The following is a 26,901-nucleotide window of genomic DNA, read 5'->3' as shown; positions in this document are numbered from 1 at the left end:
CAATACCCATTAGCGTTTGATGTCAGACTTAAAATCACGCTGCTCGTAGCCGGTATACAGCTGACGAGGACGGGCGATTTTCATGCCTTCGCTGTGCATTTCGTTCCAGTGCGCAATCCAGCCAACGGTACGTGCCATGGCGAAGATCACGGTGAACATGGAAGACGGAATACCCATCGCTTTCAGGATAATACCGGAGTAGAAGTCTACGTTCGGGTAGAGTTTCTTCTCGATGAAATACGGGTCGTTCAGCGCGATATGTTCCAGCTCCATCGCCACTTCCAGCAGGTCATCTTTGGTGCCCAGCTCTTTCAATACTTCATGACAGGTTTCACGCATCACGGTCGCGCGCGGGTCATAGTTTTTGTAAACACGGTGACCAAAGCCCATCAGGCGGAAGGAGTCATTCTTATCTTTCGCGCGACGCACAAATTCAGGAATGTGTTCAACGGTGCTGATCTCTTCCAGCATTTTCAGCGCCGCTTCGTTCGCGCCGCCGTGTGCCGGTCCCCACAGGGAGGCGATGCCCGCAGCGATACAGGCGAACGGATTTGCACCTGAAGAGCCAGCGGTGCGGACGGTGGAGGTTGAGGCGTTCTGTTCGTGGTCAGCATGCAGGATCAGAATGCGATCCATCGCGCGTTCCAGAACTGGATTCACTTCATACTCTTCGCACGGCGTGGAGAACATCATGCGCAGGAAGTTACCGGCGTAAGAGAGGTCGTTACGCGGGTAAACAAACGGCTGACCGATAGAATATTTGTAACACATCGCGGCCATGGTCGGCATTTTGGACAGCAGGCGGAACGCTGCGATATCACGGTGACGCGGGTTATTCACGTCCAGGGAATCGTGATAGAACGCCGCCAGCGCACCGGTAATTCCGCACATCACCGCCATCGGATGAGAATCACGACGGAACGCATGGAACAGACGGGTAATCTGCTCATGGATCATGGTGTGACGGGTCACGGTGGTTTTGAATTCATCGTATTGCGCCTGTGTCGGTTTTTCGCCGTTCAGCAGGATGTAGCACACTTCCAGATAGTTGGATTCGGTGGCTAACTGATCGATGGGGAAGCCGCGATGGAGCAGGATACCTTCGTCACCGTCGATGAAGGTGATTTTGGATTCGCAAGATGCGGTAGAGGTAAATCCAGGGTCAAAGGTGAATACCCCTTTGGAACCCAGCGTACGGATATCAATAACATCCTGACCGAGCGTGCCTTTTAGCACATCCAGTTCAATAGCATTGTCACCACCCAGGGTGAGCTTTGCCTTTGTATCAGCCATTTACGGTCTCCTTAGCGCCTTATGCTTAAGACTGCTGTTCACCGGATTTGCCTTCAGCTGTTAATCACCGTTACCAGATTGTTATTTGGCTTACCGCTCAGCTCACGAGGAGTAACCAGGGTACAGAGCTATGGCGCCTTGCAGGTAAACGGATGAAATATCAGTGAAATAACAGCAAGTCAGTGTTTTTGCAGTCCGAATTATTCAAACCTGTATACCACTAATAACTGTCCTGATAACTTCGGTCAATACCATCACACTGTTACATAACTATTTGTCAGGTGAAAGAGAGACCTCATAACTTTTGCGCATTATATGCCTTTTCTGATGACGTTTGTAACAATATTGTTTAACATTTGTCAAATCAGATGATTAAAATTTAAAAAGATGTTGTTATCGTGACCCTGATCACTGTTCCAGAGAAAACCCGACAAACTGTATGTAGGTTAATTGTAATGATTTTGTGAACGGCCTATACTGCCGCCAGGTCTCCGGAACACCCTGCAATCCCGAGCCACCCAGCGTTGTAACGTGTCGTTTTAGCATTTGGAAGCAATGTTTTGCATGACGCGCAGTTATAGAAAAGGAACGCTGCTTGACCCGCATCGCAGTCCGGAGGAAGGAAACAATAAGAACAGCATGTGGGCGTTATTCATGATAAGAAATGTGAAAAAACAAAGACCTGTCAATCTGGATCTCAAAACGATCCGGTTCCCTGTAACAGCAATAGCGTCCATTCTGCACCGTGTGTCAGGTGTGATTACGTTTGTGGCGGTCGGCATTTTGCTGTGGTTGCTGGGTACCAGCCTCTCTTCTCCTGAAGGATTCCTCCAGGCCTCTGCCATCATGAACAGCTTCTTCGTGAAATTTATCATGTGGGGCATTCTGACTGCGCTGGCGTACCACGTTGTTGTGGGTGTTCGCCATATGCTGATGGACTTCGGCTACCTGGAAGAGACTTTCGAAGCCGGCAAACGCTCCGCTAACATTTCATTTGTGATTACTGTCGTGCTTTCACTTCTCGCAGGAGTTCTCGTATGGTAAGCAACGCCTCCGCATTAGGACGCAACGGCGTACATGACTTCATTCTGGTCCGCGCTACTGCCATCGTCCTCACGCTTTACATCATCTATATGATCGGTTTCTTCGCCACCAGCGGCACGCTGACGTGGGACATCTGGAGTGGTTTCTTCGGATCGGCCTTCACCAAGGTGTTCACCCTGCTGGCGCTGTTCTCCATCCTGATTCATGCCTGGATTGGCATGTGGCAGGTGTTGACCGATTACGTTAAACCTCTGGCGATTCGCCTTCCGCTGCAGCTGGTCATTGTCGTTGCACTGGTGGTTTACGTTATTTATGGATTCGTTGTGGTGTGGGGTGTGTAATGAAACTGCCAGTCAGAGAATTTGATGCTGTAGTGATTGGTGCTGGTGGCGCAGGTATGCGCGCAGCGCTGCAAATTTCCCAGAGTGGCCAGACGTGTGCGCTGCTCTCTAAAGTATTTCCAACGCGTTCCCATACCGTCTCTGCTCAGGGTGGTATCACCGTAGCGCTCGGTAATACCCATGAAGATAACTGGGAATGGCACATGTACGATACGGTAAAAGGTTCCGATTACATCGGTGACCAGGATGCCATCGAATATATGTGTAAAACCGGCCCGGAAGCGATTCTGGAACTGGACCACATGGGTCTGCCGTTCTCCCGCCTGGAAAATGGCACCATCTATCAACGTCCGTTTGGCGGCCAGTCGAAAGATTTCGGCGGCGAGCAGGCGGCACGTACTGCGGCAGCGGCCGACCGTACCGGTCACGCACTTCTGCATACCCTGTATCAGCAAAACCTGAAAAACCACACCACCATCTTCTCCGAATGGTATGCGCTGGATCTGGTGAAAAACGCCGATGGCGCAGTGGTGGGGTGTACCGCGCTGTGCATCGAAACCGGTGAAGTGGTTTACTTCAAAGCGCGTGCAACCGTGCTGGCAACTGGCGGTGCAGGGCGTATTTATCAGTCTACGACTAACGCCCACATCAACACCGGTGACGGCGTTGGTATGGCTATCCGCGCTGGTGTGCCGGTGCAGGATATGGAGATGTGGCAGTTCCACCCAACCGGTATCGCCGGCGCGGGCGTTCTGGTGACAGAAGGTTGCCGCGGTGAAGGTGGTTACCTGCTGAACAAGCACGGTGAGCGCTTCATGGAGCGTTATGCCCCGAATGCGAAAGACCTGGCGGGTCGTGACGTGGTGGCGCGTTCCATCATGATCGAAATCCGTGAAGGTCGCGGCTGTGACGGCCCATGGGGCCCGCACGCGAAGCTGAAACTCGACCATCTGGGTAAAGACGTTCTGGAATCCCGCCTGCCGGGTATTCTGGAACTGTCCCGCACCTTCGCCCATGTCGACCCGGTAAAAGAGCCGATTCCGGTTATTCCAACCTGCCACTACATGATGGGCGGTATTCCGACCAAAGTGACCGGTCAGGCGCTGACCGTGAACGAGCAGGGCGAAGATGTCGTTATCCCTGGCCTGTTTGCCGTCGGCGAAATCGCCTGCGTATCCGTGCATGGTGCAAACCGTCTGGGCGGCAACTCCCTGCTGGACCTGGTGGTGTTTGGTCGTGCAGTGGGTCTGCATCTGCAGGAATCCATTGCCGAGCAGGGCGCACTGCGCGATGCGACCGATGACGAAATTGATGCTTCTCTTGAGCGCCTCAACCGCTGGAACGGCAACCGTAACGGTGAAGATCCGGTGGAAATCCGTAAAGCGCTTCAGGAATGTATGCAGCACAACTTCTCGGTATTCCGCGAAGGTGACGCGATGGCCAAAGGTCTTGAACAGCTGAAAGCGATCCGCGAGCGTCTGAAAAACGCCCGTCTGGATGATACCTCTAGCGAGTTCAATACCCAGCGCGTTGAGTGTCTGGAGCTGGATAACCTGATGGAAACGGCTTACGCCACTGCGGTGTCGGCGAACTTCCGCACCGAGAGCCGTGGCGCGCATAGCCGCTTCGACTTCCCGGATCGTGATGACGAAAACTGGCTGTGCCATTCCCTGTATCTGCCAGAGTCGGAATCCATGACGCGTCGTAGCGTCAATATGGAACCGAAACTGCGTCCGGCGTTCCCGCCGAAGATTCGTACTTACTAATGCGGAGACAGGACAATGAAACTCGAATTCTCAGTTTATCGTTATAACCCGGATGTTGACGACGCTCCGCGTATGCAGGATTACACCCTGGAAGCGGAAGAAGGGCGTGACATGATGCTGCTGGATGCCTTAATGCAGCTGAAAGAACAAGATCCGACGCTGTCGTTTCGTCGTTCCTGCCGTGAAGGGGTTTGTGGCTCTGACGGCGTGAACATGAACGGCAAAAATGGCCTGGCCTGCATCACGCCAATTTCGGCACTGCAGCGTGCGGGTCAGAAAATTGTTATCCGTCCTCTGCCGGGCTTGCCCGTCGTTCGCGATTTGGTGGTAGACATGGGGCAATTCTATGCACAATATGAGAAGATTAAGCCTTACTTATTGAATAATGGGCAAAATCCACCTGCGCGCGAGCACTTACAGTCTCCTGAGCAGCGTGAAAAACTCGATGGATTGTACGAGTGTATTCTCTGCGCATGCTGTTCGACGTCTTGCCCATCATTCTGGTGGAATCCGGACAAATTTATTGGCCCGGCCGGTCTGCTGGCTGCCTATCGCTTCCTGATCGATAGCCGCGACACCGAAACCGATAACCGTCTGGAAGGACTGAGTGACGCTTTCAGCGTATTCCGCTGCCATAGCATCATGAACTGCGTCAGTGTATGTCCTAAAGGGCTGAACCCAACGCGCGCCATCGGCCATATTAAGTCGATGCTGCTGCAGCGCAGTGCGTAAGTCGTGAGAGGGGAGCGCTGTTCCCCTCACTCTAACCCTCTCCCAACGGGAGAGGGGATTGATTGCAGAAACCTTTAAAAACTGCCCTGAAGTCTAGACAGTTTCTAAAGGTTCCTTCGCGGGCCAAAGTAAAAGAGCTCGCAGGTGAACCCCGGCACGTACACGGTGTGTGCGTGGTAGTTTCTACGGCGAAAGTAAGCATAAAAATGCTTAAGGGATCACGATGCAGAACGGCGCAATGAAAGCCTGGCTGGACTCTTCATTCCTCTCTGGTGCTAACCAGAGCTGGATAGAACAGCTCTATGAAGACTTCTTAACCGATCCTGACTCAGTGGACGCAAACTGGCGTTCCATGTTCCAGCAGTTGCCTGGCACGGGAGTCAAACCGGATCAATTCCATTCCAAAACACGTGATTATTTCCGTCGTCTGGCGAAGGATGCCTCACGTTACTCTTCTGCGATTTCCGACCCTGACACCAATGCGAAGCAGGTTAAAGTCCTGCAGCTTATCAACGCTTATCGCTTCCGTGGTCACCAGCATGCGAATCTCGATCCGCTGGGACTGTGGCAGCAAGACCGTGTAGCGGATCTCGATCCGGCCTACCACGATCTGACCGAGGCCGATTTCCAGGAAAGCTTTAACGTAGGTTCATTTGCCATCGGCAAAGACACGATGAAGCTGGGCGAGCTGATTGACGCCCTTAAGCAAACCTACTGCGGCTCCATCGGTGCGGAATATATGCACATCACCTCCACCGAAGAGAAACGCTGGATCCAGCAGCGCATCGAATCCGTGGCAGGCCATGCGAATTTCTCGACGGAAGAGAAAAAACGCTTCCTGAGCGAGCTGACCGCAGCAGAAGGCCTTGAGCGCTATCTGGGCGCGAAATTCCCGGGCGCAAAACGCTTCTCGCTTGAAGGCGGCGATGCGCTTGTGCCCATGCTCAAAGAGCTGATTCGCCACGCAGGCAAAAGCGGTACCCGTGAAGTCGTGCTGGGTATGGCGCACCGTGGTCGTCTGAACGTGCTGGTCAACGTGCTGGGTAAAAAACCGCAGGACCTGTTCGACGAATTTGCGGGCAAACATAAAGAACACCTCGGCACAGGTGACGTGAAGTACCACATGGGCTTCTCGTCTGATATCGAAACCGAAGGCGGCCTGGTTCACCTGGCGTTGGCATTTAACCCGTCACACCTCGAAATCGTTAGCCCGGTGGTTATCGGTTCCGTGCGTGCGCGTCTGGATCGTCTGGATGAGCCAAGCAGTAATAAAGTGCTGCCAATCACCATTCACGGCGATGCGGCGATTACCGGTCAGGGCGTAGTTCAGGAAACCCTGAACATGTCGAAAGCGCGCGGTTATGAGGTGGGCGGTACCGTTCGCATCGTGATTAACAACCAGGTGGGCTTCACCACGTCCAACCCACTGGATGCGCGTTCTACCCCGTACTGCACCGACATCGGTAAGATGGTACAGGCGCCGATCTTCCACGTGAATGCAGATGACCCGGAAGCGGTGGCATTTGTGACTCGTCTGGCGCTGGACTTCCGTAATACCTTCAAGCGTGACGTGCTGATCGACCTGTTCTGCTACCGTCGTCACGGTCACAACGAAGCGGATGAGCCAAGTGCAACCCAGCCGTTGATGTATCAGAAAATCAAAAAACACCCAACGCCGCGCAAGATCTATGCTGACAAGCTGGAAAGCGACAACGTGACGACGCTTGAAGATGCGACCGAGCTGGTCAATCTTTACCGCGATGCGCTGGATGCGGGTGAATGCGTAGTGAAAGAGCTGCGTCCAATGAACATGCACTCCTTCACCTGGTCACCGTACCTCAACCACGAGTGGGACGAGAGCTACCCGAACAAGGTGGAGATGAAGCGTCTGCAGGAGCTGGCTAAGCGCATCAGCACCGTACCCGACGCCATCGAGATGCAGTCTCGCGTGCAGAAAATCTACTCTGACCGTCAGTCTATGGCGGCGGGTGAGAAGCTGTTCGACTGGGGCGGCGCGGAAACGCTGGCTTACGCAACGCTGGTTGACGAAGGGATTCCTGTTCGTCTGTCCGGTGAAGATGCGGGGCGCGGCACCTTCTTCCACCGTCACGCGGTTGTTCACAACCAGTCTAACGGCTCAACGTACACCCCGCTTCAGCACGTGCATAACGGCCAGGGCCAGTTCAAGGTCTGGGACTCCGTGCTGTCTGAAGAAGCGGTACTGGCATTCGAATATGGTTACGCCACGGCTGAACCACGCACCCTGACCATCTGGGAAGCACAGTTCGGTGACTTCGCCAACGGTGCTCAGGTGGTTATCGATCAGTTCATCTCTTCTGGCGAGCAGAAGTGGGGCCGTATGTGTGGCCTGGTGATGCTGCTGCCGCACGGTTACGAAGGGCAGGGCCCGGAGCACTCCTCCGCGCGTCTGGAACGTTATCTGCAGCTCTGCGCTGAGCAGAACATGCAGGTTTGCGTGCCGTCTACCCCGGCTCAGGTGTACCACATGCTGCGTCGTCAGGCGCTGCGCGGTATGCGTCGTCCGCTGGTGGTCATGTCGCCGAAATCTCTGCTGCGTCATCCGCTGGCGGTCTCCAGCCTCGAAGAACTGGCTAACGGCACCTTTATGCCGGCCATCGGCGAGATTGACGAGCTGGATCCGAAAGCCGTGAAGCGTGTCGTAATGTGTTCTGGTAAGGTTTATTACGACCTGCTGGAACAACGCCGCAAGAACAATCAGAAAGATGTCGCCATCGTGCGTATCGAGCAGCTTTATCCTTTCCCGCATCAGGCGATGCAGGAAGTGCTGAAACAATATGCTCACGTGCATGATTTTGTCTGGTGCCAGGAAGAGCCGCTTAACCAGGGCGCATGGTACTGCAGCCAGCATCATTTCCGTGAAGTGATTCCATTTGGGTCTGCCCTGCGTTACGCAGGTCGCCCGGCCTCCGCCTCTCCGGCGGTAGGGTATATGTCCGTTCACCAGAAGCAGCAACAAGATCTGGTCAATGACGCGCTGAACGTCGATTAATTAAAGGATACATAATGAGTAGCGTAGATATTCTTGTTCCCGACCTGCCTGAGTCTGTAGCAGATGCGACTGTCGCCACCTGGCACAAAAAACCGGGCGATAGCGTTAAGCGCGATGAAGTGCTGGTAGAAATCGAAACTGACAAAGTGGTACTGGAAGTACCGGCATCGGCGGATGGCATTCTGGATGCGGTCCTGGAAGATGAAGGCACGACCGTGACCTCTCGCCAGATCCTGGGTCGCCTGCGCGAAGGCAACAGCGCGGGTAAAGAGTCCAGCGCGAAATCTGAAGAGAAAGCGTCAACTCCAGCGCAGCGCCAGCAGGCCTCTCTGGAAGAACAGTCTAACGACGCGCTCAGCCCGGCGATCCGTCGCCTGCTGGCTGAACATAACCTCGACGCGGCTGCTATTAAAGGCACTGGCGTGGGTGGCCGTCTGACGCGTGAAGACATTGAGAAGCATCTGGCGAAAGCCCCTGCGCAAGCAGAAGCGAAAGCACCTGCAGCGGCACCAGCAGCACAACCTGCACTGGGTGCACGCAGCGAGAAACGCGTACCGATGACTCGTCTGCGTAAGCGTGTGGCCGAGCGTCTGCTGGAGGCGAAAAACTCCACCGCGATGCTGACCACCTTCAACGAAGTGAACATGAAGCCAATCATGGACCTGCGTAAGCAGTACGGTGACGCGTTTGAAAAACGTCACGGTATCCGTCTGGGCTTTATGTCCTTCTACGTCAAAGCGGTTGTTGAAGCGCTGAAACGCTACCCGGAAGTGAACGCATCTATCGATGGCGATGACGTGGTTTACCACAATTATTTCGACGTCAGCATGGCGGTTTCTACTCCACGTGGCCTGGTGACCCCGGTTCTGCGTGATGTTGATACCCTGGGTATGGCTGACATCGAGAAGAACATTAAAGAGCTGGCCGTTAAAGGCCGCGACGGCAAACTGACCGTAGACGACCTGACCGGCGGTAACTTCACCATTACCAACGGCGGCGTATTCGGTTCGTTGATGTCTACCCCAATTATCAACCCACCGCAGAGTGCGATCCTCGGCATGCATGCCATTAAAGATCGTCCTATGGCGGTTGACGGTAAAGTTGAGATCCTGCCGATGATGTATCTGGCACTGTCTTACGATCACCGTCTGATCGACGGACGCGAGTCCGTGGGCTTCCTAGTCGCCATTAAAGAGCTGCTGGAAGATCCAACGCGTCTGCTGCTGGACGTCTAGTTTTGCAGTCTTGCCCGGCGGGCTTTGCCTGCCGGGCCTATAAAAGCACGACCTAACGATTACCTGAAGGATGGATAGAACACATGAACTTACATGAATATCAGGCCAAACAGCTGTTTGCCCGGTATGGCTTACCGGCTCCGGTGGGTTATGCCTGTACTACCCCGCGTGAAGCAGAAGAAGCCGCATCTAAAATCGGTTCCGGCCCGTGGGTAGTTAAGTGTCAGGTTCACGCTGGTGGCCGTGGTAAAGCGGGCGGTGTGAAGGTTGTTAAGAGCAAAGAAGAGATCCGTGCTTTTGCTGAACATTGGCTCGGCAAGCGCCTGGTAACCTATCAAACAGATGCGAACGGCCAGCCGGTAAACCAGATCCTGGTTGAAGCAGCGACCGATATCGCGAAAGAGCTATACCTGGGCGCGGTTGTTGACCGTAGCTCCCGTCGCGTGGTGTTCATGGCGTCTACTGAAGGCGGCGTGGAAATCGAAAAAGTGGCGGAAGAGACGCCACACCTGATCCACAAAGTGGCTATCGATCCGCTGGCAGGCCCAATGCCTTATCAGGGGCGCGAGCTGGCGTTTAAGCTGGGTCTGGAAGGCAAGCTGGTTCAGCAGTTCACCAAGATCTTCATGGGTCTGGCGAACATCTTCCTGGAGCGCGACCTGGCGCTGATCGAAATCAACCCGCTGGTGATCACCACTCAGGGCGACCTGATCTGCCTCGATGGCAAGCTGGGCGCTGACGGCAACGCATTGTTCCGCCAGTCCGATCTGCGCGAAATGCGCGACCAGTCTCAGGAAGACCCGCGTGAAGCGCAGGCTGCACAGTGGGAACTGAACTACGTTGCGCTCGATGGCAACATCGGCTGCATGGTTAACGGTGCGGGCCTGGCAATGGGCACCATGGACATCGTTAAGCTGCACGGCGGTGAGCCAGCGAACTTCCTCGACGTAGGCGGTGGCGCAACCAAAGAGCGCGTCACTGAAGCGTTCAAAATCATCCTCTCTGACGACAACGTGAAAGCTGTTCTGGTGAACATCTTCGGCGGTATCGTGCGCTGCGACCTGATCGCCGATGGTATCATCGGTGCGGTAGAAGAAGTGGGTGTTAACGTTCCGGTTGTTGTACGTCTGGAAGGTAACAACGCTGAACTCGGCGCGAAAAAATTGGCTGACAGCGGCCTGAATATTATTGCAGCGAAAAGTCTGACGGATGCAGCTCAGCAGGTTGTTGCCGCAGTGGAGGGGAAATAATGTCAGTTTTAATTAATAAAGATACCAAGGTTATCTGCCAGGGCTTTACCGGTAGCCAGGGGACATTCCACTCCGAGCAGGCAATTGCCTACGGTACGCAGATGGTTGGCGGCGTAACACCAGGTAAAGGCGGCACCACGCACCTGGGTCTGCCGGTGTTTAACACCGTGCGTGAAGCTGTAGAAGCCACCGGCGCGACCGCGACCGTGATCTACGTTCCGGCACCGTTCTGCAAAGACTCCATTCTGGAAGCGATCGATGCAGGTATTAAACTGATCATCACCATCACTGAAGGCATCCCGACGCTGGACATGCTGACCGTGAAGGTGAAGCTCGACGAAGCTGGCGTGCGCATGATTGGCCCGAACTGCCCGGGCGTTATCACCCCAGGCGAATGCAAAATCGGCATCATGCCGGGCCACATTCACAAGCCAGGCAAAGTGGGCATCGTTTCCCGCTCTGGTACGCTGACCTATGAAGCGGTTAAGCAGACCACCGACTACGGTTTCGGCCAGTCCACCTGCGTGGGCATCGGCGGTGACCCGATCCCGGGCTCTAACTTTATCGACATCCTGAAACTGTTCCAGGAAGATCCACAGACCGAAGCGATCGTGATGATCGGTGAGATCGGTGGTAGCGCGGAAGAAGAAGCGGCTGCATACATCAAAGAACACGTTACCAAGCCGGTAGTGGGTTACATCGCAGGTGTAACTGCGCCGAAAGGCAAGCGTATGGGGCACGCAGGCGCGATCATCGCCGGTGGTAAAGGTACGGCTGATGAGAAATTTGCCGCGCTGGAAGCCGCAGGCGTGAAAACCGTTCGCAGCCTGGCGGATATCGGCGAAGCTCTGAAATCCATCATTAAGTAAGTCCTCTCTGCTCCCTGAAAGGGGAGCGTTGAAATAAAAAAATGTCTGTTTCGACATGGTTGGCCGCTGATAAAGCGGCCTTTTTTATTGCCTGCGTTTGGCGACAAGCGTGAACTTGTAATCGTCGGTATTGAACACGTTGCGGCTGTATTCAAATACCCGTCCGTCCTTCAGAAACCCGCGCGAGACTTTTTCCAGGATGGGTTTCGCCGGATCGAGCGACAGCGCGGCAATCGCCTCTTCTGACGGCATGATCGGCACCAATTCTTGCTCGCTGCGATCGATAACCAGCTTCTTGATCTGCTCAACATAGTGGTATTTCGAATTCACCATCACTTCCCAGGTGAGGTCGGGGAACATCGCCAGCGGCATCCACGTTTCTTCCAGATTCACCGGTTTTTGTTTGATAAAGCGGACGCGTTTGACGTGCCAGACTTTATCGTCCGGGTTGATCGCCAGCCTTGCTGCGAGCCTCTCATCGGCTTTCACCACTTCGAAGATGCTGACGTCGCTGTGCGTATCGACGTTTCGGTCCGCCAGCTTTTCGTAAAAGCCGGTGAGCTGGTAAATGTCGTAGTTAACGCGCTCTTCTTTTACGTAGGTGCCGCTGCCCTGAATGCTCTCGACGATCTGCTCTTCCGTAAGCAGCTTCAGCGCCTGTCTCACCGTTACACGGCTAACGTTGAACGCCTCCTGAAGGCTGGATTCCGTCGGTAACGCATCGCCAGGTTTTAACTCGCCCGCATTGATTTTCTCGCGAAGTGCATCGGCTATCTGCCGGTACATCGGTTTGTTACCCATAGAATCTGCCTTTCTAATACCTTTTCACGGAATTATGCCTTCAGCGTAAAATTTGTAAATAATACAATTTAAATACAAATTTACGTTGTTAGTGAAAGTGATCACATAAATGTATTGTATTGCCTGCCACAATTGCCGACAGAAAATAACAAATTACGTGTGAGGATCTTATGGACCTGACGACTCTGACCCACTCCAGTGCTGTCTGCGTGCAGGCGCACTATGCCAGCCGTGATGAGGCCATTCGCCAGCTTACGATGCGACTGGTGGCGCTGGGCAAAATTACCGATGGCGATGCATTTCTGGCGGAGGTCTACCGTCGTGAATCTCAGGGGCCGACCGCACTGGGAGAAGGGCTGGCTGTCCCGCATGGTAAATCGAGCGTGGTGAACGAAGCGGCTTTTGCGGTTGCTACGCTGAGCGAACCGCTGGAGTGGGAGGGGGTGGACGGCCCTGAACACGTTGAGCTGATCGTCCTGCTTGCCATCCCGCCTGCTGAAGCCGGATCCACGCATATCCATGTACTGACGGCGCTGACGTCTCGTCTGGCAGATGATGCACTTCGGGAACGCGTTATGGCTGCAGCGACGGCGGAGGATCTGCTTGATGCGCTGAACGGTGGCTCGCAGGAAGACGAGGTTGCCACATTGGTGAATGCACCAACCGTCATCTGCGTCACCGCCTGTCCGGCCGGGATTGCCCATACCTATATGGCAGCTGAGTACCTGGAAAAAGCGGGACGTAAGCTGGGCGTCAACGTTGTGGTCGAAAAGCAGGGGGCGAATGGCATTGAGGGGCGCATCACCGCGCAGCAGTTGCAGGAGGCCAAAGCGTGCATCTTTGCCGCAGAAGTGGCGATCAAAGAGAGCGAGCGTTTTCAGGGGATCTCCGCCATTTCCGTGCCCGTCGCGGAACCCCTGCGCCATGCTGAAGCGCTCATTGAGCGCGCGCTGGCGCTACAGCCTTCTACCGATGCGCGTCTTGGGCATGTTGATACCGAAACGAAAAAGAGCGTTAAAACTGAGCTCAAGCAGGCGCTCCTTAGCGGTATCTCCTTTGCGGTGCCGCTCATCGTCGCCGGCGGGACGGTACTCGCCGTGTCGGTACTGCTGGCGCAAATCCTTGGCCTGCAGCACCTGTTCGACCAGGAAAACTCATGGCTGTGGATGTACCGCAAGCTTGGCGGCGGCATGCTCGGCATTTTGATGGTCCCTGTTCTGGCGGCCTATACCGCTTACTCGCTGGCGGATAAACCCGCGCTGACGCCGGGCTTTGCGGCCGGTCTTGCGGCCAATATGATCGGCTCCGGTTTTCTGGGGGCTATCATCGGCGGGCTGATTGCGGGTTACCTGATGCGCTGGGTGAAAAATCACATTCGCCTGAGTAGCCGCTTCAACGGTTTTTTAACCTTTTATCTCTATCCGGTTATTGGCGTACTGGGGGCGGGCAGCCTGATGCTGTTTGTGATCGGTGAGCCGGTGGCCTGGCTTAATACTACGCTCACCGCCTGGCTTAACGGTTTGTCCGGCGCGAATGCGCTGCTCCTGGGGGCGATCCTCGGGTTTATGTGCTCGTTCGATTTGGGTGGCCCGGTCAACAAAGCCTCTTACGCGTTCTGCCTGGGAGCGATGGCTAACGGGGTATACGGTCCCTATGCCATCTTTGCCTCCGTCAAAATGGTGTCGGCCTTCACCGTCACGGCATCAACGTTGCTGGCACCGAAACTGTTTAAACCGTTTGAAATTGAAACCGGTAAATCCACCTGGCTGCTTGGACTTGCGGGCATCACCGAAGGGGCGATTCCGATGGCGATTGAAGATCCGCTTCGCGTCATTGGTTCATTTGTGCTCGGCTCTATGGTAACAGGCGCGATTGTCGGCGCGATGGGGATCGGGTTGTCCACGCCGGGAGCCGGTATTTTCTCTCTCTTTTTACTTCACGATGCCGGGTTGAGCGGTGTGGTTGCGGCGGCGGGCTGGTTTGGCGCGGCGCTGGTGGGTACCGCAATCTCCACCTTTATTCTCCTGCTCTGGCGACGCCAGGCGGTGAAAAAGGGCAACTACGTCACTGAAGACGCCATACCGTAACAATGCACAAACAGGAAACGAAGATGAAAGCTGTATCTCGCGTTCATATCACGCCGCATATGCACTGGGACCGTGAGTGGTACTTCACCACCGAAGAGTCGCGTATTCTTCTGGTCAATAATATGGAGGAGATCCTGACCCGTCTGGAGCAGGATGACGAGTATAAATATTATGTCCTCGATGGACAGACGGCGGTGCTGGAGGATTATTTTGCCGTCGTGCCTGAAAACCGCTCGCGGGTGAAAGCGCTTGTGGAGCGCGGAAAGTTGATTATCGGCCCCTGGTATACCCAGACCGATACCACGATTGTCAGCGGTGAGTCGATTGTCCGCAACCTGATGTACGGCATGCGCGACTGTATGGCGTTTGGCGAGCCGATGAAGATCGGCTATCTGCCGGATTCGTTTGGTATGTCCGGCCAGCTACCGCATATCTATAACGGGTTTGGCATTACGCGCACGATGTTCTGGCGAGGCTGCTCCGAACGTCACGGTACCGATAAAACCGAGTTTCTCTGGCAGAGCCAGGACGGCAGTGAAGTGACGGCGCAGGTACTGCCGCTGGGCTACGCGATTGGTAAGTACTTACCGGTGGACGAAGCAGGGCTGAGAAAACGGCTCGACAGCTATTTCGAGGTACTGGAAAACGCCTCCGTGACCAAAGAGATTTTACTGCCCAACGGTCACGACCAGATGCCCCTGCAGCAGAATATTTTCGCGGTGATGGATAAGCTTCGTGAAATCTATCCCCAGCGTCAATTCGTGATGAGTCGGTTCGAAGAGGTGTTTGATTATATCGACGCGCACCGCGACGAACTGGCGACGCTGAAAGGAGAGTTTATCGACGGGAAATACATGCGTGTGCACCGCACCATCGGCTCCACGCGCATGGACATTAAAATCGCCCATGCGCGTATCGAGAACAAAATCGTCAATATCCTCGAGCCGCTGTCGGCGCTTGCCTGGGCGCTGGGCTTCGACTACCACCACGGCCTGCTGGAGAAGATGTGGAAAGAGATCCTCAAAAACCACGCTCACGACAGCATCGGCTGCTGCTGCAGCGATAAGGTGCACCGCGAGATTGTCTCCCGCTTTGAACTGGCTGAGGACATGGCGGACAACCTGGTGCGTTTCTATATGCGCAAGATTGTCGACAACATGCCGCAAAGCGACGCCGATAAGCTGGTGATGTTCAACCTGATGCCCTGGCCGCGTGAAGAGGTGATGAACACCACGATTCGGCTGCGTGCCAGCCAGTTCAGACTGCGGGATGAAAAAGGCAACGAGATCCCCTATTTCATTCGCAGCGCGCGCGAACTCGACCCCGGCCTTATTGACCGGCAGATTGTCCATTACGGCAATTACGACCCGTTTATGGAGTTTGATATTCAGCTCAGCCAGATACTGCCATCGATGGGCTACCGTACGCTGTATATCGAGCCGAACGTGGCCGGGAAGGTGCTCCCGGCGGTGAAAAATGCCGAATCCTTACTTGAAAATGCCTTCTGGCAAATTGACTTAAACGATGACGGTACGCTACGTCTGCGCGATAAAGAAAGCGGGCTTATTTATGACCGCGTACTGGAAATCGAAGAGAGTTCGGACGATGGCGATGAGTACGACTACTCGCCTTCTCGGGAAGAGTGGAGGCTCACGTCAGCGCAGGGCGAGCATGAGATTGAGGTCACGCACGAAGGCTGGCAGAGCAGGGTGGCTATCCGCCATCGGATCGCCGTTCCGGCAAATCTGGCTGAACGCGTGGCGCGCCAGCGAAACGGCTCACTCAACGTAGAGTTTGACGTCACGCTTAGCCATAACAGCAGGCGTATTGATGTGGCCGTGCGTCTGGAAAACCAGGCAAACGACCACCGCGTTCGCGTACTGATCCCAACGCCGTTTATGACAGAGGAAGTGTTAGCGGATACGCAGTTTGGCTCGCTCATTCGCCCGGTGCAGGACGCGGCGATGGCGACCTGGCATGAGGAGGGCTGGAAAGAAGCGCCGGTTCCCGTCTGGAATTTACTCAACTATGCCGTCCTGCAGGAAAAGCGCAACGGGCTGGCGCTCTTCACCGAGGGACTGCGCGAGTTTGAAGTGGTGGGCGATGACAAAAAAGCATTCGCTTTAACCTTGTTGCGCGGCGTGGGACTGCTCGGGAAAGAAGATTTGCTGTTGCGTCCAGGCAGACCTTCGGGGATCAAAATGCCTGTTCCTGACTCTCAGGTACGTGGGCCGTTAACCTGTCGCTTTAGCCTCTTCAGCTTTAGCGGTACGCCAGAAAACGCGGGCGTCGCACAGCAGGCTAAATCGTGGTTAACACCGGTGCAGTGCTATAACAAAATTCCCTGGGATGCGATGAAACTGAATCGCGCGTCGTTTATCACGCCGGAAAGTTACAGTCTGTTAGCGCTTTCGCCAACGGGATGCGTGCTCAGCACGCTCAAAAAGGCTGAAGATCGTGATGAGCTCATTCTCCGCCTGTTCAACCCTTCGGCGTCCAGCGCATGTGACACGACGTTATCCATGAATCCAACGGTGAAACGGTGGCGCGAAACGGACATGAACGAACGGATAATGGATAGGTGTGAAGAAGAGGGTATTGTCGGGGCATTCAGGCCGGGGCAGTCGCGAACCTTTAGTATTCTTTTCGCCTGAGTCAGCGATACAAAAAGGCTGCAGAGAAGGCGGCCTTTTTTCATTAAATAGTCACACCGCGGTGTTAACTTATGGGGTGTCAAAAGTAAATTAAATGTAATTTCGGAGGGTTGCATAAATGCAATGGAAAAATAACCTGGCCCGACTACGCTTTATTGTGTATCCCCCGTTGAAATGTTGCTTACTTTCGCGTTAATTAAAATCACTTCTGTTTATATTTTTTTCCGTCTTCGATAACTAATCTCATCTTAGCATACACATATCATTAACATGGTTTTTACCATTCTCACCATGATTAAACATGGTTAACATCAATGGTTGTTTTTGATTTAAATCAAAGTTTAATCCTTGGAAAATCCCACCAAAAGGCGCTAAATTGTCCCGGATCAAAATGGCCGAAAAGTGGTAATTTTGCTATAAATTGATCGTCGTCGTAAAACGTAAATATGATTCAATAAAAACCTGTTTATTGTAAGGGTTTTGCAGCGTATTATATTCGCGGGATCAATTTGGTTTTTTTATTAACGTATTTGTAACCTATCGCCATTGCTTTTATCCTTCCTGAGGCTAATTGTGACGACAAGGATGCGAATAATTTGTATTGGGGCATGCGTGTGGATCCTCATCTGACGGGGTTCACTCTCGGAGTCTTCATGCGATGAGCAAGGAGTCATGATGTTAGATATAGTCGAACTGTCGCGCTTACAGTTTGCCTTGACCGCGATGTACCACTTCCTTTTTGTGCCACTGACGCTCGGTATGGCGTTCTTGCTGGCCATCATGGAAACGGTCTACGTCCTCTCCGGCAAACAGATTTATAAAGATATGACCAAGTTCTGGGGCAAGTTGTTTGGTATCAACTTTGCACTGGGCGTGGCAACCGGTTTGACCATGGAGTTCCAGTTCGGGACTAACTGGTCTTACTATTCCCACTATGTTGGGGATATCTTCGGTGCGCCACTGGCCATTGAAGGTCTGATGGCCTTCTTCCTCGAATCCACCTTTGTAGGTCTGTTCTTCTTCGGTTGGGACCGTCTGAGCAAAGTTCAGCACATGGCCGTCACCTGGCTGGTGGCATTAGGTTCTAACCTGTCCGCACTGTGGATCCTGGTGGCGAACGGTTGGATGCAGAACCCAATCGCATCTGATTTCAACTTCGAAACCATGCGTATGGAGATGGTCAGCTTTGCTGAGCTGGTACTGAACCCGGTCGCACAGGTTAAATTTGTACACACCGTGGCATCAGGCTATGTGTGCGGCGCGATGTTCGTGCTGGGCATCAGCGCTTACTATATGCTGCGCGGTCGTGACTTCGCCTTTGCTAAGCGCTCCTTTGCTATCGCAGCAAGCTTCGGTATGGCCGCCATTCTGTCCGTTATTGTGCTGGGTGATGAATCCGGTTACGAAATGGGTGACGTACAGAAAACCAAGCTGGCAGCTATTGAAGCGGAATGGGAAACTCAACCGGCTCCGGCTGCATTTACCCTGTTCGGTATTCCGGATCAGGATGCACAGGAAAACCGCTTTGCCATTCAGATTCCTTATGCGCTGGGCCTCATCGCAACCCGCTCGGTTGATAAACAGGTTACTGGCCTGAAAGACCTGATGGTGCAGCACGAAGAGCGTATCCGTAACGGTATGAAAGCTTACTCGCTGCTGGAACAGCTGCGCGCAGGTTCTACCGACCAGACCATTCGCGATCGGTTTAACGACGTGAAGAAAGACCTGGGCTACGGTCTGCTGCTGAAACGCTATACCCCGAACGTCTCTGACGCGACGGAAGCACAGATTCAGATGGCAACCAAAGACTCGATTCCACGCGTTGCGCCGCTGTACTTCGCGTTCCGTATCATGGTGGGCTGCGGCATTATCATGCTGCTGATTATTGCAGCGTCCTTCTGGTCAGTGATTCGCAACCGTATCGGCGAGAAAAAATGGCTGCTGCGTACTGCGCTTTACGGGATCCCGCTGCCATGGATTGCTATCGAATCCGGTTGGTTTGTGGCGGAGTATGGCCGACAGCCGTGGGCGATAGGTGAGGTGCTGCCAACGGCGGTCGCGAACTCTTCGCTGACAGCAGGCGATCTGATCTTCTCCATGCTGCTGATTTGTGGTCTGTACACCCTGTTCCTGGTGGCTGAACTGTTCCTGATGTTCAAGTTCGCGCGCCTTGGCCCAAGCAGCCTGAAAACCGGTCGCTATCACTACGAGCAGTCCAATGCGACTACTCAGCCGGCACGCTAAGACAGGAGTCATCAAATGATCGATTATGAAGTATTACGTTTTATCTGGTGGCTGCTGGTCGGTATTCTACTGATCGGTTTTGCGGTCACGGATGGTTTCGACATGGGGGTGGGCATGCTCACCCGTTTCCTCGGTCGCAGTGACACCGAGCGTCGAATCATGATCAACTCCATCGCCCCGCACTGGGACGGTAACCAGGTGTGGCTGATCACCGCAGGTGGCGCGCTGTTCGCTGCCTGGCCGATGGTCTACGCGGCTGCGTTTTCCGGTTTCTACGTGGCGATGATCCTGGTGCTGGCGTCTTTATTCTTCCGTCCGGTGGGTTTCGACTACCGTTCTAAGATTGAAGACACCCGCTGGCGAAACATGTGGGACTGGGGCATCTTCATCGGTAGCTTCGTTCCGCCGCTGGTGATTGGTGTGGCCTTCGGTAACCTGCTGCAGGGCGTACCGTTCCACATCGACGAATATATGCGTCTTTACTACACCGGTAACTTCTTCCAGCTGCTGAATCCGTTTGGTCTGCTGGCTGGCGTGGTAAGCGTGGCGATGATCATCACTCAGGGTGCTACCTACCTGCAGATGCGCACCGTGGGTGAACTGCACCTGCGTTCACGTGCAACGGCTCAGGTTGCCGCTCTGGTCACGATGGTTTGCTTCGCACTGGCTGGCGTTTGGGTCGTGTACGGTATTGATGGTTACGTGATTACGTCTGCTATCAACCACGCTGCACCGTCTAACCCGCTGACTAAAGAAGTTGCGCGTCAGGCTGGTGCCTGGATGGTGAACTTCAACACCGCGCCTGCGCTGTGGGCTATCCCGGCACTGGGCGTGCTGTTACCTTTGTTGACGATGCTGACGTCCCGTCTGGAAAAAGGCGCACTGGCGTTCGTCTCCTCTTCACTGACGCTGGCGTGCATTATCCTGACTGCAGGTATCGCTATGTTCCCATTCGTGATGCCATCCAGCACCATGATGAATGCTAGCCTGACCATGTGGGATGCAACGTCCAGCCAGCTGACGCTGAACCTGATGACCTATGTCGCTTGTGTGTTCGTACCGATTATTCTGCTGTACACCGCCTGGTGTTACTGGAAAATGTTCGGTCGTATCACCAAAGAACATATCGAAAGCAACACCCACTCTATGTATTAAGTAAGGAGCTGAATATGTGGTATTTCGCATGGATTTTAGGGACGCTTCTTGCCTGTGCATTTGGCATCATCACTGCCCTGGCGCTTGAGCACGTTGAAGCGTCAAAAGCGGGTGAAGAAAAACACTGATGAATATTATCGCAACGTTATATGCGGTAATGGATAAGCGCCCGTTACGGGCGCTTTCTTTAGTGATGGCATTACTGCTGGCAGGCTGTATTTTTTGGGACCCTTCGCGCTTTGCAGCGAAGACCAGCGAGCTCGAGATCTGGCACGGCTTCTTCATTATGTGGGCAGTGTGTGCAGGAGTGATTCACGGTGTTGGCTTTCGTCCGAAAGCACTGCACTGGAAGGGCATCTTCTGCCCGCTCATTGCCGATCTGGTTCTCCTCGCAGGTCTTATTTTCTTCTTCTTCTGAATAAGAAATGTCCGTTAACGATATGGGCTTACCCGAGCCCATAAAAATTTACTCTCCGTTTACTTTCCCCCATTCCAAACCATCATTCCCGCGCGTATAGTAGCGAAGTTTAAAAGCATTAACTTTTGTTGCATTACTGGGATGTAAAGTGAATACAACGCTGTTTCGATGGCCGGTTCGTGTCTACTATGAAGACACCGATGCCGGTGGTGTGGTCTACCACGCCAGCTACGTTGCTTTTTATGAACGGGCACGCACAGAGATGCTGCGACATCATCACTTTAGTCAACAGGTGCTGTTGGCTGAGCGAGTTGCCTTCGTGGTACGCAAGATGACGCTTGAGTATTTTGCGCCTGCCAGACTCGACGATATGCTCGAAGTCCAAACTGAAATTACATCAATGCGCGGAACTTCACTGGTTTTCACGCAGCGGATAGTCAATGCAGAGAACACCGTACTGAACTCAGCTGAAGTACTGATTGTCTGTGTTGATCCAACCATAATGAAGCCTCGTGCGCTTCCTAAGTCTATTGTCGCGGAGTTTAAGCAGTGACTGACATGAATATCCTTGATTTGTTCCTGAAGGCAAGCCTTCTGGTTAAACTTATCATGTTGATTTTGATTGGTTTTTCAATCGCATCCTGGGCCATTATCATCCAGAGAACGCGTATCCTCAATGCTGCTGGCCGCGAAGCCGAAGCGTTTGAAGATAAGTTCTGGTCGGGCATCGAACTTTCTCGTCTGTATCAGGAAAGTCAGGGGCGCCGTGATAATCTTTCAGGCTCCGAACAAATTTTCTATAGCGGTTTCAAAGAGTTCGCTCGTTTGCATCGCGCAAATAATCATGCACCAGAAGCGGTTGTTGAAGGTGCGTCGCGTGCGATGCGCATTTCCATGAACCGTGAGCTGGAAACGCTTGAAACGCATATTCCTTTCCTGGGTACTGTCGGCTCCATCAGCCCGTATATCGGCCTGTTTGGTACGGTATGGGGGATTATGCACGCCTTTATCGCGTTAGGCGCGGTGAAGCAGGCGACGTTGCAGATGGTTGCTCCGGGTATCGCAGAAGCACTGATTGCGACCGCTATCGGTCTGTTTGCGGCTATCCCGGCGGTAATGGCGTACAACCGCCTTAACCAGCGCGTGAACAAACTGGAACTGAACTACGACAACTTTATGGAAGAGTTCACTGCGATTCTGCACCGTCAGGCGTTTACCAGTACCGAGAGTAACAAGGGGTAAACCATGGCCAGATCGCGTGGACGAGGTCGTCGCGAACTCAAGTCCGAAATTAACATCGTTCCGCTGTTGGATGTACTGCTGGTACTGCTGCTGATCTTTATGGCGACAGCGCCCATCATTACTCAGAGCGTGGAAGTTGATCTGCCGGATGCGACAGAATCACAGGCGGTAAGCACCAATGACGACCCTCCGGTCATCATTGAGGTTTCCGGCGTAGGGCAATATAGCGTGGTGGTAGAAAAAGATCGTATGGATCAGCTACCTCCTGAGCAGGTTATTGCTGAAGCGCAACGACGCCTGGAGTCAAATCCGAAAACGGTCTTCTTAATCGGTGGTGCGAAAGATGTACCTTACGATGAAATTATTAAAGCGCTGAACTTGCTACATAGTGCGGGCGTTAAGTCTGTTGGCTTAATGACTCAGCCTATTTGATCATCTGCGTAGTTTTTGGGAACCGATAGTGTCAAAGGCAACCGAACAGAACGACAAGCTTAAGCGAGCGATAATTGTCTCCGCAGTGCTGCACGTTATTCTTTTTGCAGCGCTGATCTGGAGTTCGTTCGACGAGCATATTGATGCATCAGCCGGCGGCGGGGGAGGTTCTTCCATCGACGCCGTGATGGTGGATCCCGGCGCGGTAGTGCAGAACTATAATCGTCAGCAACAGCAGCAGGCGAGTTCAAAACGTGCGGAAGAGCAGCGTGAAAAACAGGCGCAACAGCAAGCGGAAGAGCTGCGTGAAAAGCAGGCCGCGGAGCAGGAACGTCTGAAGCAGCTTGAGAAAGAACGTTTGCAGGCGCAGGAGTCAGCGAAAGAGCAGGCCGAACAGCAGAAACAGGCTGAAGCGGCGGCTAAAAAAGCGCAGGAACAGCAGAAGCAGGCGGAAGAGGCAGCAGCCAAAGCCGCCGCGGATGCAAAAGCGCAGGCTGACGCTCAGGCAAAATTAGCGGCGGAAGCCGCGAAAAAAGCCGCTGCTGATGCTCAGAAAAAAGCGGAAGCCGAAGCGGCGACAAAAGCGGCTGCCGATGCTAAGAAGAAAGCGGAAGCCGAAGCCGCGAAGAAAGCCGCTGCTGACGCTCAGAAAAAAGCTGAAGCAGAGGCTGCGAAAAAAGCCGCTCAGGAAGCAGAGAAAAAAGCGGCTGCTGAAGCTGCGAAGAAAGCGGCGGCTGCCGAAAAAGCAGCCGCTGAAAAAGCCGCTGCGGCCGAAAAAACTGCAGCCGATAAAAAAGCTGCTGCAGCGAAAGCCGCTGCCGATAAAAAAGCGGCTGCTGATAAGGCCGCTGCGAAAAAGGCTGCCGCTGCCGAGAAAGCGGCTGATGCTGCAGGCGTTGACGATTTACTGGGCGACTTAAGCTCAGGTAAGAATGCGCCGAAAACGGGCGGTGGGGCGAAAGGAAGTAATGCTGCTCCGGCTGGAAGTGGTAACACTAAGAGTAACGGTGCCTCTGGTGCTGAGATCAATGGCTATGCCGCTCAGATTAAATCCGCGATTGAAAGCCGATTTTATGATGCGACATCTTATGCCGGTAAAACGTGTACGTTACGTATAAAGCTGGCACCGGACGGTATGCTTCTTGATATTCAGTCTGAAGGTGGCGATCCCGCTTTATGTACTGCAGCACTGGCTGCAGCACGTCAGGCGAAGATGCCTAAGCCGCCATCACAGGCAGTCTACGAAGTGTTTAAAAATGCACCGCTGGACTTCAAACCTTAAGTTACATTTTCTCCGTGCAAACGGGGAGAAATAGGCCAGGTTTAGTCACAGGGTTCTGGTAGTTTTGTCTATTTGAGTTTGTTAACATTCTGCTAAATTATCGTGGGTAAGGTTACCCAGATAAGGGAGATATGATGAAGCAGGCATTACGTGTAGCATTTAGTTTCTTAATGCTGTGGGCAGCTGTGCTGCACGCAGAAGTACGTATCGAGATCACCCAGGGGGTGGACTCGGCGCGCCCAATTGGTGTTGTACCGTTCCAGTGGGCTGGCCCTGGGGCTGCTCCTGAAGATGCCGGCGGCATCGTGGCGGCGGACCTGCGTAACAGCGGCAAATTCAACCCATTAGATCGTTCTCGTCTGCCTCAGCAGCCTGGAAGTGCGCAGGAAGTTCAGCCTGCCGCATGGTCTGCACTGGGCATTGATGCCGTTGTTGTAGGCCAGGTTACGCCTAACCCAGACGGCTCTTTCAACGTTGCGTGGCAGCTGGTTGATACCGGTGGTGCACCGGGTACCGTGCTGGCACAGAACTCCTATAAGGTCACTAAACAGTACCTGCGCTATGCGGCTCACGCGGCAAGTGATGCGGTATTTGAAAAACTGACCGGTATTAAAGGTGCGTTCCGTACCCGTATCGCTTATGTGGTACAGACCAACGGTGGCCAGTTCCCTTACGAACTGCGCGTCTCTGACTACGACGGTTACAATCAGTTCCTGGTGAAACGTTCTTCTCAGCCACTGATGTCGCCAGCCTGGTCTCCAGACGGTTCTAAACTGGCCTATGTGACCTTCGAAAGCGGTCGTTCTGCGCTGGTTATCCAGACGCTGGCGAATGGCGCTGTTCGTCAGGTGGCGTCGTTCCCACGTCACAACGGTGCACCGTCGTTCTCGCCAGATGGTTCCAAGCTGGCGTTCGCACTGTCTAAAACCGGTAGCCTGAATCTGTATGTGATGGATATTGGTTCTGGTCAGATCCGTCAGGTAACGGATGGTCGTAGCAACAACACCGAACCTACGTGGTTCCCGGACAGTCAGAACCTGGCATTTACCTCTGACCAGGCCGGCCGTCCACAAATCTATAAAGTGAATGTCAACGGCGGCGCTCCGCAACGTATTACCTGGGAAGGTTCTCAGAACCAGAACGCAGACGTGAGCACCGACGGTAAGTTTATGGTAATGGTCAGCTCCAACGGTGGGCAGCAGCACATTGCCAAACAAGATCTGGTAGCGGGTGGCGTTCAAGTTCTGTCGTCAACGTTCCTGGATGAAACGCCAAGTCTGGCACCTAACGGCACTATGGTAATCTACAGCTCTTCTCAGGGGATGGGATCTGTGCTGAATCTGGTTTCTACAGATGGGCGTTTCAAAGCGCGTATTCCGGCTACTGATGGACAGGTAAAATCACCTGCCTGGTCGCCGTATCTGTAAATAATAATTAATTGATTACTAAAGGAATCATAGAAATGCAACTGAACAAAGTGCTGAAGGGGCTGATGATCGCTCTGCCTGTAATGGCAATCGCAGCGTGTTCTTCAAACAAGAACGCAAGCAATGACCAGAGCGGCGAAGGCATGATGGGTGCCGGCACCGGTATGGACGCTAACGGCAATGGCAACATGTCTTCTGAAGAGCAAGCGCGTCTTCAGATGCAGCAGCTGCAGCAGAACAACATCGTTTACTTCGATCTGGATAAATACGACATCCGTTCTGACTTCGCTGCAATGCTGGATGCTCACGCTAACTTCCTGCGTAGCAACCCGTCTTACAAAGTCACCGTAGAAGGTCACGCGGACGAACGTGGTACTCCAGAGTACAACATCTCCCTGGGTGAACGTCGTGCTAACGCCGTTAAGATGTACCTGCAGGGTAAAGGCGTATCTGCTGACCAGATCTCCATCGTTTCTTACGGTAAAGAAAAACCTGCAGTACTGGGTCACGACGAAGCGGCTTATGCCAAAAACCGTCGCGCCGTACTGGTTTACTAAGAGAATTGCATGAGCAGTAACTTCAGACATCATCTGTTGAGTCTGTCGTTACTGGTTGGAATAGCGGCCCCTTGGGCCGCTTTTGCTCAGGCACCAATCAGTAGTGTCGGCTCCGGCTCGGTAGAAGACCGAGTCACTCAACTCGAGCGTATTTCTAACGCTCACAGCCAGCTTTTAACCCAACTCCAGCAACAACTTTCCGACAACCAAAGCGACATTGACTCTCTCCGTGGGCAGATCCAGGAAAGCCAGTACCAGCTTAATCAGGTTGTGGAACGTCAGAAGCAAATCTTGCTGCAGATTGATAGTCTCAGCAGTGGTGGTGCAGCAGCACAGCCAGCAGCGGGCGATCAGAGCGGTGCGGCGGCAACAACCCCGGCGCCGTCCGCGGATGCGTCTGCCTCGACAGGCGCGCCTGTACAGAGCGGTGACGCGAATACGGATTACAATGCGGCCATTGCCCTGGTGCAGGATAAATCGCGTCAAGAAGACGCTATCGCTGCGTTCCAGAACTTTGTGAAGAAGTACCCTGACTCCACTTACCAGCCAAATGCGAACTACTGGCTGGGTCAGTTGAACTACAACAAGGGTAAAAAGGATGATGCGGCGTTTTATTTTGCCTCAGTGGTGAAAAATTACCCGAAATCTCCAAAAGCACCCGATGCGATGTTTAAGGTCGGCGTGATCATGCAGGACAAAGGCGACGCTGCGAAGGCCAAAGCGGTTTATCAGCAGGTGGTCTCAAAATTCCCGGGCACCGAAGGTGCTAAACAGGCGCAAAAACGTCTGAGTACGATGGGATGATTATCGCATGACCAGAAATCGTGTTATTTCTGGTCGTGCAGCATGATTACTAAGCAGTTAAGTGATCTTCATCGAAATTTTTGTTGCGCAGAATTCTTAAATCAGTAATATATGCCGCCGTTGCCACGGGATATCAAACAACGTGAAAACAGCGTAAAAGTGGGTCGTTAGCTCAGTTGGTAGAGCAGTTGACTTTTAATCAATTGGTCGCAGGTTCGAATCCTGCACGACCCACCA

At 53.5% G+C, this 26,901-nt stretch carries 23 protein-coding genes and 1 tRNA gene; 22 read left to right on the top strand and 2 right to left on the bottom strand.

The window, feature by feature from the left end:
* Positions 1–9 precede the first annotated feature (9 nt).
* Positions 10–1,293, bottom strand: a complete 1,284-nt coding sequence (locus V5P19_RS21910) for a citrate synthase (RefSeq protein WP_134349103.1) — start codon at positions 1,291–1,293, stop codon at positions 10–12.
* Between the two features lie 639 nt (positions 1,294–1,932).
* On the opposite strand from V5P19_RS21910, the gene sdhC reads away from it, so the two are divergent.
* The 8 genes from sdhC (at position 1,933) to sucD (ending at position 11,561) form a co-directional block, all read left to right on the top strand.
* Positions 1,933–2,337: a succinate dehydrogenase cytochrome b556 subunit gene (gene sdhC / locus V5P19_RS21905; RefSeq protein ID WP_020684965.1), complete on the top strand. Its 405-nt coding sequence runs from the start codon at positions 1,933–1,935 to the stop codon at positions 2,335–2,337.
* Positions 2,331–2,678, top strand: coding sequence for a succinate dehydrogenase membrane anchor subunit (sdhD, locus tag V5P19_RS21900; protein WP_334407485.1), 348 nt, complete (start codon positions 2,331–2,333; stop codon positions 2,676–2,678). The genes sdhC and sdhD overlap by 7 nt, the downstream gene beginning before the upstream one ends.
* Positions 2,678–4,444 (top strand): succinate dehydrogenase flavoprotein subunit, encoded by a 1,767-nt coding sequence (gene sdhA / locus V5P19_RS21895; RefSeq protein ID WP_334407483.1) that lies wholly within the window; start codon positions 2,678–2,680, stop codon positions 4,442–4,444. Before sdhD ends, sdhA begins: the two co-directional genes overlap by 1 nt.
* A gap of 15 nt (positions 4,445–4,459) precedes the next feature.
* On the top strand, positions 4,460–5,176 hold the full coding sequence (locus V5P19_RS21890; RefSeq protein WP_334407481.1) for a succinate dehydrogenase iron-sulfur subunit: 717 nt from the start codon (positions 4,460–4,462) through the stop codon (positions 5,174–5,176).
* 223 nt (positions 5,177–5,399) lie between these two features.
* The gene (gene sucA / locus V5P19_RS21885; protein WP_334407479.1) at positions 5,400–8,207 is read left to right on the top strand and encodes a 2-oxoglutarate dehydrogenase E1 component; all 2,808 of its coding nucleotides are present in this window, start codon (positions 5,400–5,402) and stop codon (positions 8,205–8,207) included.
* 14 nt (positions 8,208–8,221) lie between these two features.
* Complete coding sequence (gene odhB / locus V5P19_RS21880) at positions 8,222–9,442, top strand: 2-oxoglutarate dehydrogenase complex dihydrolipoyllysine-residue succinyltransferase (RefSeq protein WP_334407477.1); 1,221 nt, start codon at positions 8,222–8,224, stop codon at positions 9,440–9,442.
* A gap of 83 nt (positions 9,443–9,525) precedes the next feature.
* Positions 9,526–10,692 (top strand): ADP-forming succinate--CoA ligase subunit beta, encoded by a 1,167-nt coding sequence (gene sucC / locus V5P19_RS21875; protein WP_023310791.1) that lies wholly within the window; start codon positions 9,526–9,528, stop codon positions 10,690–10,692.
* Positions 10,692–11,561, top strand: coding sequence for a succinate--CoA ligase subunit alpha (gene sucD / locus V5P19_RS21870; protein ID WP_008501094.1), 870 nt, complete (start codon positions 10,692–10,694; stop codon positions 11,559–11,561). Before sucC ends, sucD begins: the two co-directional genes overlap by 1 nt.
* 84 nt (positions 11,562–11,645) lie before the next feature.
* Here sucD and V5P19_RS21865 read toward each other — a convergent pair whose 3' ends face one another.
* Positions 11,646–12,362, bottom strand: a complete 717-nt coding sequence (locus V5P19_RS21865) for a GntR family transcriptional regulator (RefSeq protein WP_334407475.1) — start codon at positions 12,360–12,362, stop codon at positions 11,646–11,648.
* A 170-nt stretch (positions 12,363–12,532) separates the two neighbouring features.
* Between V5P19_RS21865 and mngA the strand changes: the two genes are divergently transcribed.
* From mngA to V5P19_RS21795, 14 genes are all read left to right on the top strand, one after another.
* On the top strand, positions 12,533–14,449 hold the full coding sequence (gene mngA, locus V5P19_RS21860; protein ID WP_334407472.1) for a PTS 2-O-a-mannosyl-D-glycerate transporter subunit IIABC: 1,917 nt from the start codon (positions 12,533–12,535) through the stop codon (positions 14,447–14,449).
* 23 nt (positions 14,450–14,472) lie between these two features.
* Complete coding sequence (gene mngB / locus V5P19_RS21855) at positions 14,473–17,103, top strand: mannosylglycerate hydrolase (RefSeq protein ID WP_334407470.1); 2,631 nt, start codon at positions 14,473–14,475, stop codon at positions 17,101–17,103.
* 675 nt (positions 17,104–17,778) lie between these two features.
* Positions 17,779–19,347 carry a cytochrome ubiquinol oxidase subunit I gene (cydA, locus tag V5P19_RS21850; protein ID WP_334407546.1) on the top strand — a complete coding sequence of 523 codons (1,569 nt, stop codon included), beginning with the start codon at positions 17,779–17,781 and terminating at the stop codon, positions 19,345–19,347.
* A gap of 15 nt (positions 19,348–19,362) precedes the next feature.
* Positions 19,363–20,502 (top strand): cytochrome d ubiquinol oxidase subunit II, encoded by a 1,140-nt coding sequence (gene cydB / locus V5P19_RS21845; RefSeq protein WP_334407468.1) that lies wholly within the window; start codon positions 19,363–19,365, stop codon positions 20,500–20,502.
* Between the two features lie 14 nt (positions 20,503–20,516).
* Positions 20,517–20,630, top strand: a complete 114-nt coding sequence (gene cydX / locus V5P19_RS21840; RefSeq protein WP_334407465.1) for a cytochrome bd-I oxidase subunit CydX — start codon at positions 20,517–20,519, stop codon at positions 20,628–20,630.
* Positions 20,630–20,920 carry a cyd operon protein YbgE gene (gene ybgE / locus V5P19_RS21835; RefSeq protein ID WP_334407463.1) on the top strand — a complete coding sequence of 97 codons (291 nt, stop codon included), beginning with the start codon at positions 20,630–20,632 and terminating at the stop codon, positions 20,918–20,920. Before cydX ends, ybgE begins: the two co-directional genes overlap by 1 nt.
* Positions 20,921–21,068: 148 nt before the next feature.
* Positions 21,069–21,473, top strand: a complete 405-nt coding sequence (gene ybgC, locus V5P19_RS21830) for a tol-pal system-associated acyl-CoA thioesterase (RefSeq protein ID WP_003858593.1) — start codon at positions 21,069–21,071, stop codon at positions 21,471–21,473.
* Entirely contained in the window at positions 21,470–22,162 is a 693-nt protein-coding gene (tolQ, locus tag V5P19_RS21825) for a Tol-Pal system protein TolQ (RefSeq protein WP_089598919.1), read from the top strand. Before ybgC ends, tolQ begins: the two co-directional genes overlap by 4 nt.
* Positions 22,163–22,165: 3 nt before the next feature.
* The gene (gene tolR, locus V5P19_RS21820; protein ID WP_003858589.1) at positions 22,166–22,594 is read left to right on the top strand and encodes a colicin uptake protein TolR; all 429 of its coding nucleotides are present in this window, start codon (positions 22,166–22,168) and stop codon (positions 22,592–22,594) included.
* Positions 22,595–22,622: 28 nt separating this feature from the next.
* Positions 22,623–23,876 carry a cell envelope integrity protein TolA gene (tolA, locus tag V5P19_RS21815; protein ID WP_334407456.1) on the top strand — a complete coding sequence of 418 codons (1,254 nt, stop codon included), beginning with the start codon at positions 22,623–22,625 and terminating at the stop codon, positions 23,874–23,876.
* 134 nt (positions 23,877–24,010) lie between these two features.
* A complete protein-coding gene (tolB, locus tag V5P19_RS21810; protein ID WP_334407544.1) occupies positions 24,011–25,303 on the top strand; it encodes a Tol-Pal system beta propeller repeat protein TolB in 1,293 nt (430 codons plus the stop codon).
* A 35-nt stretch (positions 25,304–25,338) separates the two neighbouring features.
* On the top strand, positions 25,339–25,860 hold the full coding sequence (pal, locus tag V5P19_RS21805) for a peptidoglycan-associated lipoprotein Pal (RefSeq protein ID WP_006177214.1): 522 nt from the start codon (positions 25,339–25,341) through the stop codon (positions 25,858–25,860).
* 9 nt (positions 25,861–25,869) lie between these two features.
* Positions 25,870–26,664, top strand: coding sequence for a cell division protein CpoB (cpoB, locus tag V5P19_RS21800; RefSeq protein ID WP_334407453.1), 795 nt, complete (start codon positions 25,870–25,872; stop codon positions 26,662–26,664).
* A 161-nt stretch (positions 26,665–26,825) separates the two neighbouring features.
* Positions 26,826–26,901, top strand: a tRNA-Lys gene (locus V5P19_RS21795).

Source organism: Enterobacter sp. UNJFSC 003 (genome assembly GCF_036903355.1).
Taxonomy (GTDB): domain Bacteria; phylum Pseudomonadota; class Gammaproteobacteria; order Enterobacterales; family Enterobacteriaceae; genus Enterobacter.
Note: the sequence above shows the minus strand (reverse complement) of the source record. Positions and strands in the feature narration are given on the sequence as shown.

What these genes read in the sequence shown, in the direction of transcription:
- V5P19_RS21910 (WP_134349103.1), bottom strand. Translation starts at nt 1,293, where the DNA reads ATGGCTGATACAAAGGCAAAGCTCACCCTGGGTGGTGACAATGCTATT.
- sdhC (WP_020684965.1), top strand. Translation starts at nt 1,933, where the DNA reads ATGTGGGCGTTATTCATGATAAGAAATGTGAAAAAACAAAGACCTGTC.
- sdhD (WP_334407485.1), top strand. Translation starts at nt 2,331, where the DNA reads ATGGTAAGCAACGCCTCCGCATTAGGACGCAACGGCGTACATGACTTC.
- sdhA (WP_334407483.1), top strand. Translation starts at nt 2,678, where the DNA reads ATGAAACTGCCAGTCAGAGAATTTGATGCTGTAGTGATTGGTGCTGGT.
- V5P19_RS21890 (WP_334407481.1), top strand. Translation starts at nt 4,460, where the DNA reads ATGAAACTCGAATTCTCAGTTTATCGTTATAACCCGGATGTTGACGAC.
- sucA (WP_334407479.1), top strand. Translation starts at nt 5,400, where the DNA reads ATGCAGAACGGCGCAATGAAAGCCTGGCTGGACTCTTCATTCCTCTCT.
- odhB (WP_334407477.1), top strand. Translation starts at nt 8,222, where the DNA reads ATGAGTAGCGTAGATATTCTTGTTCCCGACCTGCCTGAGTCTGTAGCA.
- sucC (WP_023310791.1), top strand. Translation starts at nt 9,526, where the DNA reads ATGAACTTACATGAATATCAGGCCAAACAGCTGTTTGCCCGGTATGGC.
- sucD (WP_008501094.1), top strand. Translation starts at nt 10,692, where the DNA reads ATGTCAGTTTTAATTAATAAAGATACCAAGGTTATCTGCCAGGGCTTT.
- V5P19_RS21865 (WP_334407475.1), bottom strand. Translation starts at nt 12,362, where the DNA reads ATGGGTAACAAACCGATGTACCGGCAGATAGCCGATGCACTTCGCGAG.
- mngA (WP_334407472.1), top strand. Translation starts at nt 12,533, where the DNA reads ATGGACCTGACGACTCTGACCCACTCCAGTGCTGTCTGCGTGCAGGCG.
- mngB (WP_334407470.1), top strand. Translation starts at nt 14,473, where the DNA reads ATGAAAGCTGTATCTCGCGTTCATATCACGCCGCATATGCACTGGGAC.
- cydA (WP_334407546.1), top strand. Translation starts at nt 17,779, where the DNA reads ATGTTAGATATAGTCGAACTGTCGCGCTTACAGTTTGCCTTGACCGCG.
- cydB (WP_334407468.1), top strand. Translation starts at nt 19,363, where the DNA reads ATGATCGATTATGAAGTATTACGTTTTATCTGGTGGCTGCTGGTCGGT.
- cydX (WP_334407465.1), top strand. Translation starts at nt 20,517, where the DNA reads ATGTGGTATTTCGCATGGATTTTAGGGACGCTTCTTGCCTGTGCATTT.
- ybgE (WP_334407463.1), top strand. Translation starts at nt 20,630, where the DNA reads ATGAATATTATCGCAACGTTATATGCGGTAATGGATAAGCGCCCGTTA.
- tolR (WP_003858589.1), top strand. Translation starts at nt 22,166, where the DNA reads ATGGCCAGATCGCGTGGACGAGGTCGTCGCGAACTCAAGTCCGAAATT.
- tolB (WP_334407544.1), top strand. Translation starts at nt 24,011, where the DNA reads ATGAAGCAGGCATTACGTGTAGCATTTAGTTTCTTAATGCTGTGGGCA.
- pal (WP_006177214.1), top strand. Translation starts at nt 25,339, where the DNA reads ATGCAACTGAACAAAGTGCTGAAGGGGCTGATGATCGCTCTGCCTGTA.
- cpoB (WP_334407453.1), top strand. Translation starts at nt 25,870, where the DNA reads ATGAGCAGTAACTTCAGACATCATCTGTTGAGTCTGTCGTTACTGGTT.